General features: G+C 66.2%; 18 protein-coding genes. 2 read left to right on the forward strand and 16 right to left on the reverse strand.

The window, feature by feature from the left end:
• Window positions 1-14: 14 nt before the first annotated feature.
• The 16 genes from Q8R75_RS01585 to Q8R75_RS01660 all read right to left on the reverse strand — a co-directional run bounded on the left by Q8R75_RS01585 (window position 15) and on the right by Q8R75_RS01660 (window position 13467).
• Window positions 15-521 (reverse strand): macro domain-containing protein, encoded by a 507-nt coding sequence (locus Q8R75_RS01585; RefSeq protein ID WP_305614386.1) that lies wholly within the window; start codon window positions 519-521, stop codon window positions 15-17.
• An 88-nt stretch (window positions 522-609) separates the two neighbouring features.
• Window positions 610-3276: a CHAT domain-containing protein gene (locus Q8R75_RS01590; protein ID WP_305614387.1), complete on the reverse strand. Its 2667-nt coding sequence runs from the start codon at window positions 3274-3276 to the stop codon at window positions 610-612.
• Between the two features lie 98 nt (window positions 3277-3374).
• Window positions 3375-4244: a lysophospholipid acyltransferase family protein gene (locus Q8R75_RS01595; RefSeq protein WP_305614389.1), complete on the reverse strand. Its 870-nt coding sequence runs from the start codon at window positions 4242-4244 to the stop codon at window positions 3375-3377.
• A gap of 60 nt (window positions 4245-4304) precedes the next feature.
• Window positions 4305-5063: a GNAT family N-acyltransferase gene (locus tag Q8R75_RS01600; protein WP_305614390.1), complete on the reverse strand. Its 759-nt coding sequence runs from the start codon at window positions 5061-5063 to the stop codon at window positions 4305-4307.
• Between the two features lie 79 nt (window positions 5064-5142).
• Window positions 5143-6921, reverse strand: coding sequence for a SpoIIE family protein phosphatase (locus Q8R75_RS01605; RefSeq protein ID WP_305614391.1), 1779 nt, complete (start codon window positions 6919-6921; stop codon window positions 5143-5145).
• A gap of 30 nt (window positions 6922-6951) precedes the next feature.
• The gene (locus tag Q8R75_RS01610; RefSeq protein ID WP_305614392.1) at window positions 6952-7293 is read right to left on the reverse strand and encodes an STAS domain-containing protein; all 342 of its coding nucleotides are present in this window, start codon (window positions 7291-7293) and stop codon (window positions 6952-6954) included.
• A gap of 94 nt (window positions 7294-7387) precedes the next feature.
• A complete protein-coding gene (locus Q8R75_RS01615) occupies window positions 7388-8023 on the reverse strand; it encodes a flavin prenyltransferase UbiX (protein ID WP_305614393.1) in 636 nt (211 codons plus the stop codon).
• Entirely contained in the window at window positions 8020-8541 is a 522-nt protein-coding gene (locus tag Q8R75_RS01620) for a Gx transporter family protein (protein ID WP_305614394.1), read from the reverse strand. The genes Q8R75_RS01615 and Q8R75_RS01620 overlap by 4 nt, the downstream gene beginning before the upstream one ends.
• Window positions 8541-8915: a NusG domain II-containing protein gene (locus Q8R75_RS01625; RefSeq protein ID WP_305626758.1), complete on the reverse strand. Its 375-nt coding sequence runs from the start codon at window positions 8913-8915 to the stop codon at window positions 8541-8543. The genes Q8R75_RS01620 and Q8R75_RS01625 overlap by 1 nt, the downstream gene beginning before the upstream one ends.
• Window positions 8912-9760, reverse strand: coding sequence for an RNase adapter RapZ (rapZ, locus tag Q8R75_RS01630; protein WP_305613287.1), 849 nt, complete (start codon window positions 9758-9760; stop codon window positions 8912-8914). The genes Q8R75_RS01625 and rapZ overlap by 4 nt, the downstream gene beginning before the upstream one ends.
• A 446-nt stretch (window positions 9761-10206) precedes the next feature.
• Window positions 10207-10401: a DUF1289 domain-containing protein gene (locus tag Q8R75_RS01635; protein WP_305613285.1), complete on the reverse strand. Its 195-nt coding sequence runs from the start codon at window positions 10399-10401 to the stop codon at window positions 10207-10209.
• Window positions 10398-11309, reverse strand: a complete 912-nt coding sequence (locus Q8R75_RS01640; protein ID WP_305613284.1) for a hydroxymethylglutaryl-CoA lyase — start codon at window positions 11307-11309, stop codon at window positions 10398-10400. The genes Q8R75_RS01635 and Q8R75_RS01640 overlap by 4 nt, the downstream gene beginning before the upstream one ends.
• Window positions 11309-12103 (reverse strand): enoyl-CoA hydratase-related protein, encoded by a 795-nt coding sequence (locus Q8R75_RS01645; protein ID WP_305613283.1) that lies wholly within the window; start codon window positions 12101-12103, stop codon window positions 11309-11311. Before Q8R75_RS01645 ends, Q8R75_RS01640 begins: the two co-directional genes overlap by 1 nt.
• The gene (locus tag Q8R75_RS01650) at window positions 12100-12477 is read right to left on the reverse strand and encodes a hypothetical protein (protein WP_305613282.1); all 378 of its coding nucleotides are present in this window, start codon (window positions 12475-12477) and stop codon (window positions 12100-12102) included. Before Q8R75_RS01650 ends, Q8R75_RS01645 begins: the two co-directional genes overlap by 4 nt.
• Window positions 12467-13036 carry a TIGR00730 family Rossman fold protein gene (locus Q8R75_RS01655; RefSeq protein ID WP_305613281.1) on the reverse strand — a complete coding sequence of 190 codons (570 nt, stop codon included), beginning with the start codon at window positions 13034-13036 and terminating at the stop codon, window positions 12467-12469. The genes Q8R75_RS01650 and Q8R75_RS01655 overlap by 11 nt, the downstream gene beginning before the upstream one ends.
• 116 nt (window positions 13037-13152) lie before the next feature.
• The gene (locus tag Q8R75_RS01660) at window positions 13153-13467 is read right to left on the reverse strand and encodes a hypothetical protein (protein ID WP_305613280.1); all 315 of its coding nucleotides are present in this window, start codon (window positions 13465-13467) and stop codon (window positions 13153-13155) included.
• Between the two features lie 260 nt (window positions 13468-13727).
• Here Q8R75_RS01660 and Q8R75_RS01665 point away from each other — a divergent pair, with 260 nt between their 5' ends.
• Both Q8R75_RS01665 and phaC read left to right on the forward strand, forming a co-directional pair.
• The gene (locus Q8R75_RS01665; RefSeq protein ID WP_305613279.1) at window positions 13728-14726 is read left to right on the forward strand and encodes an MBL fold metallo-hydrolase; all 999 of its coding nucleotides are present in this window, start codon (window positions 13728-13730) and stop codon (window positions 14724-14726) included.
• Window positions 14727-14750: 24 nt separating this feature from the next.
• The gene (phaC, locus tag Q8R75_RS01670; RefSeq protein WP_305613278.1) at window positions 14751-16583 is read left to right on the forward strand and encodes a class I poly(R)-hydroxyalkanoic acid synthase; all 1833 of its coding nucleotides are present in this window, start codon (window positions 14751-14753) and stop codon (window positions 16581-16583) included.
• Window positions 16584-16597: the final 14 nt, after the last annotated feature.

A 16597-nucleotide genomic window follows, 5' to 3' on the forward strand; every position in this document is an offset into this window, starting at 1 on the left:
GACCCTGGCAATGGCTACTTCAGCACTTCGCTCGCAGCCACGCCCTGATGATAGGTTTCATAGACGATGACCGGAATGCCCAGCGGCGCCAGATGTTGTTCGACCAGCGGCTTCACGTCGGCCCAGTCCATGCCGCCGACACCGGTAGCCAGTCGTGGCAGCGCGATGCTGGTGACGCCGGTGGAGCTTGCGTAGCGCGCCAGCGCCTTCAGCGCGTGGTGGACCGATTCCAGCGTTGCCTTGCCGGGTCGCGCCGACGGCCCTTCGCCCACCATTTTCTGGGTCAGCAGATTGAGAATGGTGCGTGTGCTGCCGTCGCTGTCCACGCCGGCCCAGGACCATACCGTGCCGGCCTCCAGATGCTGGCCGCGCTGCGCATGCCGGTAGTCGCGCGCCATCGACGGCCAGCGTTCGCGTAGCGCAAGTGCGAGACCATGGTCGAAGTGTTCCTGCGGCGCGATGCCGTGCGCAATGACCTGAGCCTGGCTCAGCAGAATGTCGCCCGTTACGTACTGAATCATCAATTTTCCCCCTGAAAGCCGCGCGCAGCATGGGTGTTGCGCGTCAGTTCCACAGTACGCGGCTGCGCCGGGCGACCGTTGACCGGGGTCAATTCCTGGGTGCGGGGATGAACAGTTCCAGTCCGGGCGCGATGCGGGAGGGGTCGGGCACCCGGTCAATGTTGGCCCGGGCGATTTGGGGCCAGAGCTGGCCATCACCGTAAAGGCGGGTCGAAATCCCCCACAGCGAGTCGCCGCGCTGCACGAAATAGGACCAACCGCCCTGTCCGACTGCATTGGCCGACCATGCAGTCGCCAGTCCTTCGCCGGCCAGGATGCGGTCCGGATCGTCGATCCGGCGCAGAGTCGGAATCCGCAGGGCGACCGCGTTGTGATGGTCGAGCAGCGCAGGCCATTGTTCCGTCTGGCCGAGCAGCCGCGCGGCGATGCCGGACAGCGTGTCGCCACGCTGCACGATATAGACGAGCGCGCCATCATCGCTGCCTGCGCGCGGTACCGGCAACTCGGCGATCTGCCCGGGTGGTGCCGGTTCGCCACCCACTGCCAGGGCGGGGGGAGCCAGTCGGTCAACGAGACTACCAAACAGCGCGCCGAGCTCCGGGTCGGTCTGGCGCTGTGCAGCCTCATGCAACTGCAGGGCAAGCGCATAGGTCTCGTCGCCGAGGCTGGTCTCGCTGAGTACGCCAGGGTCGAGCGTCAGCGCCCGCTGCAACGCGACCGCCGCAGCCGCATCCTGTCCCGTCTGCAGCAGGCGTCGTGCCTCCGACAACACGGCGCGTGCATCGCCATCGGCCGCGGCGACAGGTACCGGTCCGCTGCTGTCAGTGCCCGCCGGGGCACCGACCCCGGCCGGCGGCTCTGCCGTGTCACGGGCGCTCAGCATGAGCAGGCCCGCACCGATCACCAGCAGCAGGACCACGCCGAGTGCACCGTACAGCGGAGCACGTGATCCCGCTCGCGCCAGCGCGCCGGCCGGATCCGGCGGCGGTGCTGCCGGTGTGGAGGGGGACGGCGCGGCAGCCGGGGCGTGCGCCGCAGCGTCGCGCGGGACCGGTGGTGCCAGCGGCTCGGACAGAATCGGCGCCGCCGCTGCGCGCGCGGCCTCCGGTTCGACTGCCGCCGGCTTTGGTGCGGGTACAACGGCGATCACCGGTGGTGGCGCAGCGGCCATCACTGGCGCCGCGATCGCGAACAGCCGCCCGTCAGGCGATCGCATGTGCAGCGCCGGTGCGCCCCACTCGACCTCGTGTCCGCGGGCGAACAGAAAGGCGCGTGCCGACGTGAGTGCGGCGTCGACCGGCTGGCCGGCGGCGAGGTAGCGGTAGAAGTGACGCGACAGCTCGACCGCGGCCTTGTCGGGAATCGCGAACTGCATCGCAATCACCGCCGGCACGCCGCGCCGGATCAGCGTCTGCGCGATGCCGCCGAACGGGTCGACCGGCGATACCGCGCCACCCATGCAACTGTTCAGGAACACCAGCCGAAGATTCGCCAGATGATTGCGCAGCAGCACGCCGAGCCGGCGCCCGGTCAGCGGGTCGGGCGCGCGGTCCGGCGTGTCGCTCTCCAGCAGCAGCAGGCCGTCGCCGCCGTTGAAGTCGCCGTGGCCGATAAAATGCAGCACGTGCGGGCGCACCGTCAGAAGCGCTTCGTCCAGCCGCTCCAGCGTGGCGTTCTCCAGCCGCGTGATGCCGATCAGGCCGCGCCTGGTCAGCGGCAGCAGCGCCTGGTCGAGCCGCGCCAGTTCGTCGCCGATGCTCAGCGGCGCCAGACCGCCCGGGGCGGCGAATGCGATCAGCACGCGCAGCGGCGGCGAAATGCTCAACGTCGGCGTGGGTTCATCGACGTCGAGCCAGCGCACCACCGGCTTCATCCGGTCGGAGAACAGGAAGTCGTCCTTCTCCGGGCTGTACAGGAATTCCCATGGCAGGCGACCCAGTTCGGGCGTGTCGGTGGTGTCGATGACGAAGCGCAGCCCCTTGCCCTGTTGCGGATCGATGGCGCGCAGGCTGTCTTCGATGCCCGGCCGCAGCGTCGGTCCGAACAGAGCCCTGTAAAGCAGGGTGCCGGCGTCGCGTGCCTGGGCCGCCGTGGGCAGGCCGTTGTGGGCAAGGGCACCGGGGGGGCGCCGCAGTGTGTCGCCAACCGGTGCGCCGCGCATCGCGTCCTCGATCGCCGGTGCATCGATCACGCAGTCGCCGCTGAAGCTGTCGACGGCCGGCGGGCTGTTGATATCCACCGTGTAGCGGCCGGCCTCGGCGTAGGAAAAGCGTACCTTCAGCGAGGCATAGGTGGGTGCGACGTCGGGCGTGTCGGGCAGTGGCGTGACGGCTTCGGGTTCGGCCGGTGCATGAGATGGCAACTGCTCGATATCTGCTACCGCCAGCACGACTTCGGCCGCCAGATTGCCTTCCGGCACCAGTACGGTGACCGAGCCCAGATAAGGCGGCAGGGCGCTGAACGGTGTGGCGTCGACCATCACCGGCAGCACGTGCCCTGCCGGGTCCGGCCAGCGGCGGCGGGCAATCTTCAGTTCGGTACGGGTGTAGTGGCCTTCGGCGACGGCTGCGGGCGACAGCAGGAAAACGAACAGGTCGCTGCTTTCGATCGCACTGCGGATGCGGTCGTCGTAGTTCAGGCCAGCCGGCAGGTCTTCGCGGTCGAAGAATACGTCGTGTCCGGCGGCCTGCAGCGCGGCATTCACGCCTTCGGCACGCGCGCGTATTTCCGACGCGTAGGACAAGAAGATTTTCAACGGCTGGCTCCGGCGCTGCCCGATGACCGGCCGGTCATCCGTTCTGGCAGGCGAACCGAGTATAGACCGCGCACTGCCGGGCGGCGCCCGGCAGTGCGTCAGTCAGTGCTTATCGCCGGATCGTGGCCGGCGGCAGGGATTTCGAGGCCGGACACGGTGGCATGCGTGGTGCGGGCCAGATGCTGGCGGCTATGGCCGTGCGTGGGCAGCGATGGCAGCAGTTCGACCTGTGCAACGGTGCGCGGTGCGCGGGCGAGCCGGCACACCGACTGCCAGAAGGTGGTGTCGCCGATGTACACGGCGGCTTCGGAGAGCTCGCCGCGCACGTCGAGATAGCGCAGGCGCACCGGCTTGACCGCGCGGCCGGCGTCGATCGCCGCCTGGAACATTGCGGCGCGAAACGGCAGTACGCTGCGCCCGTCGGTGGTCGTGCCTTCCGGGAACACCATGACGCTGCGGCCGCAGCTCAGCGCGCTGACCAACGTGTTGCGCACTTCGGCCGCCGAGTTGCGGCTGGTGCGACGGATGAACACTGTTTCATTGCGCGCGACCAGCCAGCCCAGTACCGGCCAGCTGCGGATTTCATCCTTGCAGACGAAGCCGAGCGGCGAAATCGCATTGATGACGAACACGTCCACCCACGAAATGTGATTGCTCACCAGCAGCTGGCCAGGACGCGGCAACGGTCCGCCGGCCTGCAGTTCGACGCCGAGCACGCGCAGCAGGCGGCGCGACCACTGTGCCTTTATCTTGCGTTGCGTGCGCGCCGACACCAGCGGATAGATCAGCGCCACACGGGCGCAGCCGTCGGCCAGATGCATGGCCAGCCTCGAAATGCGCCAGCTCATGCGCAGTCCCGCGCGCAGGCCTCTGTCGGAGGCGTTGCGAACGGGCTGGCGGGCTGGCGGGCTTTCGAAAGTCAAGGCGGATGCGTCGAAAAAGTCGGCTGAGATATCGATCAGTGACATGGCGCGCGTCCTCGCATTCTGCCTGATGGTTTGCCCGATGGTTCGACGAAGGTGCCCGGCTCAGGCCGCGCGCTGCACGAAGTGCCTGGCATAGCGTGCGTCCAGCCGTGACAGGGTAAGCAGCAGCGGCAGGTCGGCCGTATTGAAGTCCGGGTCCCAGGCCGGTTCGCCGCACACGTCTGCACCGGCGCGCAGATAGCCCTTGACCAGTGGCGGCACGACGCAGGCCGGGTGAGGTGTCAGCCGCTCCAGCGGCAGACGCACCTTTGGAAACACGCGGTACTCGGGCGGCGCCATGCGCTCGCTCAGGCTGTTGAAGATCGCGGCTGCGTTGTGACCACCATCGGCCATGCTGATGCTGGCGCAGCCGATAAGGTACTGGTAGCCGCCGTCGAGCAGATAGCGCGCGAGACCGGACCACAGCAGCGCGATCACCGCGGCGTTGTTGCGGTAGTCCGGGTCGATGCAGGAGCGGCCGATCTCGACGATCTGCGAACGCAGGTGGTCGAGCCGGCCGAGGTCGAACTCGGTTTCCGAGTAATAGCCGCCGGTGCGCCGCGCTGCATCGGGCGCCAGGATGCGGTAACAGCCGACGATGCGGCCGTTGTCGTCATCGCGCACGATGAGGTGATCGCAGTGCGGATCGAAGCGGTCGCTGTCCACGCCGTGGGTAGGCGTGTCGAGGCGGGCGCCAAGTTCCTCGACAAATACGCGCCAGCGCAATTTCTGCGCCGCCAGGATTTCGGATTCGCAATTCGCCAGCGTGACGCTGAGATTGCGCTGGGCACGCCGCTCGCGTGCGGTATCGACCTGAAGCATGCATGCGGTCTCCGTGAAGGGTCCGCTTCACGATATGTGCGCAGTGTTCAGGCGATATGACGTAGCGGCGTCACGACGGTTACAGCGGCGACCCTCGGGGCTGGCCGAGAAAGCGCAGCGCCAGCAGAGTGATGTCGTCGGCCTGGGCGTGCGCGCCGCAGAATGCGCGCGTGGCGTCACGCACCGCGCCTATGGTCTGCAGCGCGCTGCCGCGCGCCGCGCCGGACACGGCGGCGAGCAGGCGTGCTTCGCCGAACTGTTCGGCGGCTGCGTTTTCCGCCTCGGTCACGCCATCGGTGTACAGCAGCAGCAGGTCGCCGCGCGCCAGCCGGGTTTCGCCGAGCGCGTAATCGATCGCCGGATCAATGCCGGCGATCGGGTTGCGCGGTACCTTGAGCAGCGAGGCCGGCTCGCCGTGTCGCGCGATGACCGGTCGCATGTGACCGGCATTGGCAAAGCGGAAGCTGCCAATGCCGGTGTCGAGCAGGCCGATGAACAGGCTGGCGAACAGCAGACGGTCGTTGTTCAGAGCCAGCTTGCGGTTGATGCGCTCCATCACGCGTTCGAGATGGCCTTTCTGGCCCTGCTTGCGGCCGGCTTCCGAGCGCAGCGTGGTCAGCGTGCGCATCATCAGCAACGCGGCCGGCATGCCCTTGCCGCACACATCGCCGATCGCCACGAACAGCCGCTTCTCGTCGATGAAGAAGGCGTCGAAAAAATCGCCGCCCACTTCGCGTGCCTGCTGGATGCTCGCTTCGCATTCAATTTCGAAATGCTCGGGAAACAGCGGCGAGCGCATCGGCAGCATGCCGGTCTGGATTTCCTGCGCGGTGCGCATTTCCGACTGCAGCCGGTCGAGCACCATCGAGTTGCGCACCCGGTCGATCACCTGCTGATTGGTCTTGCGCATGCGCGCCGCCATCATGCCGAGCAGATTGCGCGCGACGCGCGGCAGCGGCAGCAGCTCGGAAAAGAACTGGTGGGCATCGATCAGCAGCAGGCGGGTGCCCGGTTCGGCCACCACCCAGGCCGAAGCAGGTTCGCCGTCGATGATTGACAGCTCGCCGGCACATTCGCCTGCCGCGATCACGCTGTAATCGCCGCCCTGAGGGTTGTCGAGGTGCACGCGCAACCGGCCCGTCAGCACCAGCGCCACGTGTTCGTTCGATATGCCGGGCGCCAGCACGACGTATTCGTCGGGATAGTCGCGCTGCGGGCAGTGCGCGAGCAGGCCTTCGATCAACGCATACGGCACGTCGCGGAACAGTTCGATGCGGGAAATGAAACCCAGCGCGCGCCGCTCGCCACCGCTGCGCCGCTCGGCGCCGATGCGCGCGCCATCGCCGGTGGTCAGCGGGATGGCCGTGGCCGGGCGGCGCCGGCGTTCGATGCCGCGACGGATCGGCGCGCGGCCCTGTGCCGGCCCGGCGCGGCCGGGCCGGGTCCAGGCGAGCGTCAGCTGGTTGCGTGCACCGACCCGCTCGTAGCTCACCTGATCGGCAAACTGGCGCACCAGATGCACACCGAGGCCGCCAACACTCGCTTCTTCCAGCGTCGCTGGGGCGACCGGATCGGGCAGTGCGAGCGGATCGAATTCGCAGCCGTCGTCGGCGATGACCAGCTTGACCGACTGCGGTTCGAGTATGAGATCGAGTGCCAGCGTGTGTGGCGCTTCGTCGTCGAAGGCGTAGCTGACGATGTTGGCAACCAGCTCCGACACGCACAGATCGAGCCTGAACGTGAGTTCGCTGCCCAGCTCGAAACTGTCGCCCAGCGTGCGCAGCCAGGCGCTGGCGGCGGAAATCGCGCCGCTGTCGTTGATCAGCCGCAGGCTGCGGCGTGCGTGGGCGCTATGCATCGGCGCCCCCGAGAGGCAAGTCGAGCGGGCTCAGGCGTCGAGTGCTGCGCGCGCGGCGTCGAGGTCGGCGCACAAGGTCAGCAACTGGTCGACGCCGGCGGTCTGCAGCACGCGAAGTACCATGGGCTGGGCACCGAACAGCACCAGTTTTCCGCCGCGCGAGGCCTGGCCACGCGCGCCAGCCAGCAAGGTCCGGATGCCGATCGACGCGACGAAACTGACGTCTGACAGGTCGACCACAATTTTTGCCGGATGCGTGCTGGTCAGATAGGTGAAGGGCTGGTCCAGTGTCTGCGCGCCTTCGATGTCGAGCCGGCCGTCCAGCCGGATCAGGGTGATGTCGCCATCCAGCGTCTGGCTGTCCATTTTCATTTGCTTGCTCCGGTGTTATCCGATCGCCGACTGGGGGCGACCGAACGAGCTCTGCAGCTTGTTTCATTTCCATGTCAGGCGTGTGACAGCGCTTTCACTCTCCCGGCGTGTCGCCCCAGCGCGGCAACAGCTCGTGCGGCACGCGCAACTGGTCGAGCACGCGGGCGACGACGAAATCGACCAGGTGGTCGATGCCCCGAGGCTGATGATAGAAGCCGGGCGACGGCGGCAGGATGACCGCGCCATTGCGCGACAGGCTCAGCATGTTCTCCAGATGCAGCGTGGAAAATGGCGTTTCGCGCGGCACCAGGATGAGCTGCCGGCGTTCCTTCATGACCACGTCAGCGGCGCGCTCGATCAGGCTCGATGCCAGACCGTGGGCGATCGCAGCCAGCGTGCCCATCGAGCACGGGCACACCACCATCGCGTCGGGCGGATTTGAACCGGACGCGGGCGGGCAGTTCCAGTCCTCGCGGCCAAATACTTCAAGCTGGCCAGGCGGGGCATTGAAACGCGTGGACAGTTCGCGTGCGGCCTGTGCCGGATTGGCCGGCAGCAGCAGATCCATCTCCTGCCGGGCCACGATCTGCGCCACCTGCGAATAAACCAGCCACACCTTGCAGCCGGCGCCGAGCAGGCATTCGATCAGGCGCAGGCCGTATGGCATGCCGGAGGCGCCGGTCAGTGCGACAAGGATGGTCGGCGGTACAGCGGGGGACGTGCGGATCATGTTTTCTCCTGCATCAGCCGGCCGGCGACGATGCCGTTGAGGATGCCGAACAGCAGCGCGGCGCCAAAAAAAACCGGTGCCAGATTGAAAAGGCCGTCATGCGGCACCAGCCAAAGCCGCGCCAGTACGAGCTGCGCACCGATGTGGGCAAACGCCGCGGCGACCGAGCGGCCGATCGGTCCGAGCCATTGCCAGGACACTGCCTGCAGCACCCCCAGCGCCGCCAGACTGGCCAGTGCGCCGGCACCGGCCAGAAAGAATCCGGGCGCAAGAAACTGGCCGGCGAGCAGGCTGCCGGCAACCACCCGCAGCACGCTGACCCAGGCGGCGTCGCGCCAGCCGTGACGCGCCAGCACGATCAGGATGACGATGTTCGCCAGACCTGGCTTGACGCCCGGCAGCGGACTCGGAATGGCCGCTTCGACCAGCGAGGCGGCGATCGCCGCCGCCGCGTAGCGCGCCAGCCGGCGATCGCGCGCACTGGGCTCGACCTGCAGCGTCGTGGCCGATGACGACATCAGAATGCCACCGTGTCATGCGCACCGTCGGGCCCGACCAGTTGCAGCGAAATGTGGCTGGGTGCGCACACCGCAACACTGCCGGCGCGGGTCAGCCAGCCCTGTTGCACGCAGTACTGGCGCGGGCCCGGATCGGCCGCGATGCGCGCCCGGCCCGGTTCGACCTCGATCACGGTCTGGCCGCGCGCGGCCAGGGCGCCGTCCAGGGCGATGCGATGCGTGCCGGTCAGCGGCAGTTCGGCCACGATGCGCCCGTCCAGCCTTACCTGTGCCATGGCCGGTGCGCCGCGGCCCCATTGCGCGGCCGCCGTCGCCGCGGTGGCGAGCAGCCCGGCGGCAATGACCAGCCAGTCGCCTGGCCGCACTGCCTTCATTTATGCGCCGAAGCCAGCGAGCGATGGCGCACCAGCACGCGCGCCGCGCTGCGGAAATGTTCGGCCAGCCACTGCGCCATATAAACGGAGCGATGCTGGCCACCGGTACAGCCGATGGCCACGGTGAGATAGCTGCGGCTGTCCTTCACATAGCAGGGCAGCCAGTCGCGCACGAAGCGCGCGATGTCGTCGCGCATGCGGATCACCTCGGCGTGGCCTTCGAGGAAATCGATCACCGGCTTGTCCTGTCCGCTCTGCGGTCGCAGTGCGAGGTCGTAATACGGATTGGGCAGGCAACGTACGTCGAACACGAGATCGGCGTCGAGCGGAATGCCATGCTTGAAACCGAACGACTCGAACATCAGCGTCAACCCGGCAGCTTCGTCGACCTCGACCACGTCGCGTATCCACTTGCGCAGCACGGAGGCGTGCAGATCGCTGGTGTCGATGCGGTGACCCAGTTCGACGATCGGCCCAAGCAACTCGCGCTCGCGCCGGATTGCCTCGCCGAGCGAGGTCTGGTCGTCGCCCAGCGGGTGGCGGCGGCGTGTTTCCGAGAAGCGCGCAATCAGCGTGGCGTCACGCGCGTCGAGAAACAGCGTCTGCAGTTGGGTGCCGTTGCGCAGCACGCCCATCATCGGCGGCAACGCTTCCATGCTCTTGCCCGAACGCACGTCCACCGCGATGGCGACCCGGCTGTAGCCAGCTTCGCGCAAATGCCCGACCAGCTGCGGCAGCAGCGGCGCCGGCAGATTGTCGACGCAGAAGAAACCGCCATCTTCCAGCACATTGAGCGCCACGCTCTTGCCGGAACCGGACATGCCGCTGATCAATACGAGGCGCATCGCGCCGCGTCGCAATTCGTTCACCTTGATTCACCCTGCAAATGGATGTTCATGCATACAACATGCTTGACTCTGGCCGGCCGCAATCTACGCTTGAAGCTCGGGCCTGCTCCGGACACCTTGACCCGTCGTCCGCCACAGGCCGCCCATGATGATCCACACGGGTGCGTCGCAGGCGATTTTTCTGCAAAGGCTGACGCGTTTCCACGCCGTGTCCGGATTTCCGCCCGCTGCACTTTCAATTCGAAGGAGCCCGGCATGCGATATCTCAGACTTCAGCGCAGTCAGGCCAACAGGCGGCGTTCCGAACGGGACGCCGATCGATCGGGGCCGCGCAACGAACCGGTGCAGAATGATCCGCTCGCTCGTGAGTACCCTGCGCCCGCCGAACAGGCGCCCGTCGAGCCGGCAGTCAGCCCACGCAAACTGAAGTCGGGTTGACTTGCTCACATGCCGTCCGTCGGCGTGACCCGCAGGTGCCCGGCGGCTTCGCGTCGGCCGATGTTTGCCAGGATCTGCAGGCGATGGCTGTCGGTCGTTGAACCCCAGCAGGCGATTTCATCGCGCGAGCGCAGGCAGCCCAGGCAGAGTGCAGTGGCGGGATCAAGCTGGCAAACGCCGGTACAAGGTGAAGCGATCATGAAAGTCGTCTTGAGTTGAAGGCACGGGCGACACGCGATGCGACAGGGCGGTCCAGCTGCGCGCTGATCCAGTGCGCTACCTCCACCAGCTTCTGCAGATCGACACCGGTGTGCACGCCGGCATCATCGAAAAGATAGACCAGGTCTTCGGTCGCAACGTTTCCGGTTGCTCCCGGCGCGAACGGACAACCGCCCAATCCGCCGACCGAGGCGTCGAACACGGCCACTCCAGCCAGTGTGGCCGCATGGACATTCGCTGCGGCCATGCCCCAGGTATCGTGGAAATGACCGGCGAGCCGCTCCGGCGGTACGCGTCGCGCGACGCCGTCGATCAGCGAACGCACCCGGAACGGGCTGCCGACGCCAGTCGTGTCGCCGAGGCTCACTTCGTGACAGCCCATGGCGCTCAGGTCGGCCGCGAGTGTGGCGACCGTTTCATTGTTGACCGCACCTTCATACGGGCAGCCCATGACACACGACAGGTAGCCGCGCACCCGCAGACCGGCGTCTTGCGCGCGCACTGCTACGCGCGCCAGCCGGTCCATCGATTCAGCGATGCTGCAGCCCGTATTGCGTTGCGAAAAGGTTTCCGACACGGCGGCAAAGATCGCGATGTCGGTGCAGCCGGCGTCCAGCGCGGCATCAAGGCCGGTTTCGTTCGGTACGAGACAGGGGTAGCTGACACCGGGGCGGCGGTCGAGCCTCCGCATCAGTTCGCCACTGCCAGCCATATTGGGCACCCGGCTCGGCGACACGAAGGCACCGGCTTCGATGTCGCGCAGACCGGTATCTGCCAGCCGGCCGATCAATTCGAGCCTGTGGTCGACGTCGAGCGCGACGGTTTCGTTCTGCAGGCCGTCGCGCGGGCCGACCTCGACGATGCGTACGGCAGCAGGCAGCGCCGCCATCACGCACCGCCAACCGGCACCCAGCCGGGATGACGCCGCCCGAACAGCGCGTCCAGCCCTTCCTGTGCCTCGGCGCCAGCGTCGAGCCGGTGTTCGATGTCCACCGCCTGATCGAGCGTCTTCTCATCCACCCGCGGCCGGCCGAGCGCGCGCACCAGGGATTTGACCTGCTGTTGCGCGCGCGGTCCGCCGAGCAGCAGCGCATCGACCACCTCGCCGATCGCATCGTCGAGTTGATCGGCCGACGCGGCCAGTTCCGACAGCAGGCCGATGCGGTAGGCCTCGGATGCAGAAAAGCGCTCGCCGGTCAGGAAGTAGCGGCGCGCGCGCTGCGGACCGATTGCGGCGATCACGTAGGGCGCGATGACAGCCGGTACGCGACCGATATGCACGGCTTCGAACGAAAACTCGGCATCGAAACTGGCGATGGCGATGTCGCATGCGGCAATCAGGCCGGCACCCAGCCCGTAGGCCGGGCCCTGCACGCGTGCCACCACGGGTCGCGCGCATTCGGCCACGCTGCGCAGCAATCGCGCGGCGAGCGCCGGCTCGACGGCGATCAGGCCGCTGCGCTCCAGCTCGAGCGGGTCGGAACCGATGCTGAAGCTGTCGCCCAGCGCCGACAAGACGATGGTGCGCACGCCCGGGTGTGCGACCAGATCGTCGATGGCACCGATCAGTGACTCCGCGAGCGACGCGTCGAGCAGATTGTGCGCATGCGGGCGATTCAGCGTGACGATGCCGATGCCGGCATCGACTTCGGACAGCACGAGCGCGTCGGCATGGCGCGTCACTGCGGGTCTCCCTGAACGAGCGTGCCGCCGAGCGCGCGCAGCGGCGCACCCAGTTCGAAGCCGGGCATGACGACTTCCTCGTCTACGGCATATAACTGGCAGGGCAGGCCGTGTGCTTCGCAGCGTGCAAGTGCGTCAGTCACTGCGCCTTCGCCGGCATTCCACGCCCAGTCGCCATTCATGTTCAGCGCAAAAGCGCGCGGGCGGATGCCGATGCGCAGAAAACGGCTGTAGCCGGCGCGACCGCTTTCGGTCAGCAGCGGCACCGCTTGCACCAGGTCGACCGGACGCACGTGTGCGCTCTGGGCGGTGCCGACTGCGGGCAGGAATACGCAGGTACAGGCGAACAGCAGGCGCGTCAGATCAGGCTTCATGCAGCGAATTCTCCCCGGAAACGACAGCGGACAGCAGGCGATCGAGCAGGCGTTGCGCGTCGTGCTCGGATGGCATGAGCTGCCGATGCGCAACGCTGAGAAAACCTTCCTGCACCGAATGATCGAACATCGCGAGCAGTGGATCAAAGTAGCCCGCCGTGTTCAGCAGGCCGCACGGCTTGCGATGCAGTCCCAGCTGCGCCCAGGTAAGAATTTCGCACAGTTCGTCCAGCGTGCCAAAGCCGCCGGGTGCGGCGACGAATACGTCGGCCAGTTCCGCCATCAATGCCTTGCGCTCGTGCATGCTGCGCACCACGTGCAGCGTGCTCAGGCCACTGTGGGCAACTTCGCGATCGAGCAGGTGACGCGGAATGACACCGATCACCTCGCCGCCGGCCGCCAGCGCCGCATCGGCGATGATGCCCATCAGACCGATATTGCCGCCACCGTAGACCACGCCGTGGCCGGCGCGCGCGATCAGCGAGCCCAGTTCGGCGGCGGTGTCGCGATAGAGGGGGCGGTCACCCTCGCGGGAGCCACAGAACACACAGACGCGCATCGGACAGTACGAATTCGGGTTGGAGAAAGCCTGCACCGGCGAGTATGCCCGGCCGCGGGTGCCCTGCGCAGGGCGAGCCTGGCGGGGCGCGAAGATTTCCGGATCCGGATCGATGCTCAGTCGAGAAATTTTGCCCGGGCGATGCGCCATTCCTGCGGCCCGTCGAGCGTACGCGAGCAACCGAGGGGTACTGGCTCGGCGCCCGGTTTCATCTCCGTTTTCGAGCGGTCGCCGGTGCCCACATCCATGTGAAAGCGGTCGAGCCACACCATGACGGTGCGCGTCGGATGGCTATTGGAAACGAGCAGTTGCACCGAGTTGCGCGACACACAGTTGCCGGCGAAATCCTGGCTGAAGGTGACGAACTTCGTCGGGTCTTCGTCCTCGGCCCACACCACCGGGCCGCACAGCGCGAGCAGCAGCGCACACATCGTTTTCCGCATTGTTTCCTCCGGATTCATGGGCCATCAGGTGAGCCGCAGATCTCTGATGCCGGTCAGCCGCCGGTGTTCCATTCTTTGACTCGCAGTCTAGCAAGCCCACGGCTGCGTTCCGGAAGCAGGTTCGATATTGCACTGCACAATGCGCAGTCGTTTCGGGTTACCATTCAGGAAATTCAACGCCTTGGACTGCGCTGCCCATCGTGTCTGCACTCGAACCTCATCCCGCGATCGCCCCGCCGCCAGGCTGCATGGTTAAGGTTGCGCGTGGCGTCCACTGGTTGCGCATGCCGGTCGCTTTCGCGCCCGGTCATGTGAATCTTTGGGCGATCGAGGATCAGTACGAGGATGACGTCAATAACGGACCGTGCTGGACGCTGGTGGACGCGGGTTTCCCGGACGACGCGACGCGCGCCAACTGGACTGCGGCGCTGACCGGCGACCTCGCCGGGCGCCCGGTGCGCCGGATACTGATCACCCATTGCCACCCCGACCACTTCGGTCTGGGCGAGTGGCTCGCGAAGCAAACCGACGCGCGCATCTGGATGTCGCTCGGCGAATACATGACAGCGCAGGCATGGTTCGGTACCGTGCCGGCGTCGGATCGCGGCTTGATGGCAGATTTCTTCGTGCTGCACGGTCTGGGCGCGGGACACACCGATGCGATGCGCGGTGAAAGCGGGCGCTACCGGCAGGTCGTCGGTGAATTGCCGCTGGCGATGCGGCGCATCCTGCCTGGCGAAACCCTGCGCATCGGCGGTGACGACTGGACCGCCATCGTCGGCTACGGCCACTCGCCTGAGCATCTGTCCTTCCATCGTGCCAACGATCCGGTACTGATCGCTGGCGACATGCTTCTGCCGCGCATTTCGCCCAACACGCCGACGCTGGCTTACGAGCCCGAGGTGGATGCGGTCGGCCAGTACCTCGATTCCATCGAACTTTTTCGCGCGCTGCCCGTTAACACGGTGGTGCTGCCTGCGCACGGCGATCCGTATGTCGGCATCGCCGCACGCGTGGACGCGCTTCAGGCGCACCATGCGGAACGGCTCGCGCTGATCGTGAGTCTGTGTGCTGAACCGCAGACCGCCGCAGCGCTGCTTCCGGCGCTGTTCAAACGCGAACTCGACAGTTTCCAGACCCGATTTGCCATGGGTGAGGTGATTGCCCACCTCAACCACCTGTGGCAAACGGGCCGCCTGCGTCGCCTGCCTGAGCAGGGCGGCGTGCTTCGTTACACCCAGCCTTAACCAGTTTCCGGGGGAGCCAGAGCCATGAATAAACCAGCCACCAAAGACACCACACAGCCCGAGGCGTCGTCCCTGCCGGATCCGGCAGAAGTCGCCAAGACCTATGCCCAGGTTGCCGAACGTGCGTCCAAGCTGCTGGGTGACCACGTGCAGCGTCAGCTCAAGCGCGGCATCACGCCGCCGACCGACGAACTGGGCATCGCCCAGGCTTTCATGGACATGACGTCGCACCTGCTGTCCAACCCGTACAAGCTGGCGCAGGCGCAGATGGGGCTGGTGTGGGACTACTACACGCTGTGGCAGCAATCGATGTTGAAATTCATGGGCGTCGATGCCGCACCGGTGGTCACCCCGGTCAAAGGCGACAACCGCTTTCGCGGCGAAGAGTGGCAGAGCCATTTCCTGTTTGATTTCTTCAAGCAGAGCTATCTGATTTCGGCGCGCCACATCCACGATGTGGTGAGCAACGTCGAAGGCATGGACGAACACACGCTGCAGAAGGTCAATTTCTTCACCCGCCAGACCATCAACGCCTTCAGCCCGAGCAATTTCGCGCTGACCAACCCCGAAGTGCTGCGCGAAACCGTGCGCAGCCACGGCCAGAACCTGCTGAAGGGCTTCAACAACCTGCTGCGCGACATCGAGGACGGCGACGGCCAGCTGCGCGTGCGCATGACCGACACTTCGGCCTTCGAACTGGGCCGCAATGTGGCCACCACGCAGGGCAAGGTGGTGGGCGAGAACGCGCTGATGCAGCTGCTGCAGTTCAACCCGACGACCGAACAGCAGTTCAAGCGCCCCTTGCTGATCGTGCCGCCCTGGATCAACAAGTACTACATCCTCGACCTGCGCGACTCGAACAGCTACATCAAGTGGGCGACCGATCAGGGTCATACCGTGTTCGTCATCTCCTGGGTCAATCCGGACGAAAAGCTGGCCCAGCTGACCTTCGAAGATTATGTGCAACAGGGCCCGCTGGCCGCGCTCGACATGATCACGAAGCAGACCGGCGAAACCGAAGTGAATGCCGCCGGCTACTGCCTCGGCGGCACGCTGCTGGCCACCACGCTGGCCTACCTGTCGGCGAAGAAGGACAAGCGGATCGCCAGCGCGACCTTCTTCACCACGCTGATCGATTTCTCCGAACCGGGTGAGCTGGGCGTGTTCATCGACGAAAAGGCCGTCGAGGGGCTGGAAAAGAAGATGTTCTCGCGCGGCTATCTCGAAGGGTCGGAAATGGCCGGCACCTTCAACATGCTGCGCTCGAACGATCTCATCTGGTCGTTCGTCGTGAACAACTACCTGATGGGCCGCGAACCGTTCCCGTTCGACCTGCTGTACTGGAACTCCGATTCGACCCGCATGCCGGCCTGCATGCACAGTTATTACCTGCGGCAGATGTACATCCACAACAAGCTGCGCGAACCGGGTGGCATCACGGTGCTCGGTGAGGCGATCGACATTCGCAAGATCAAGCAACCGGTGTATTTCATTTCGGCCATCGAAGACCACATCGCGCCGTGGAAGAGCACCTATACCGGTGCCACCCTGCTGTCGGGCCCGACCCGCTTCGTGCTCGGCGGTTCCGGCCATATTGCCGGTATCGTCAATCCGCCGGCCGCCAACAAATACGGTTACTGGACCAATGCCGCGCCCAAGCTGGCAGCCGAAGCCGACGCGTGGTTGGAGGGCTGCACGCAGCACACCGGTTCATGGTGGACCGACTGGCAGCAGTGGGTCACTGCGCTTGACGCAGAAATGGTGCCGGCGCGCGACCCGGCCAAGGGCAAGCTGAAGGTGATCGAGGATGCGCCGGGCCGTTACGCCAAGCTGCGTCTGGATACGGTGAAGGGCTGATCGAGAGGTTACGG

This window comes from Methyloversatilis sp. (assembly GCF_030696805.1).
GTDB lineage: Bacteria > Pseudomonadota > Gammaproteobacteria > Burkholderiales > Rhodocyclaceae > Methyloversatilis.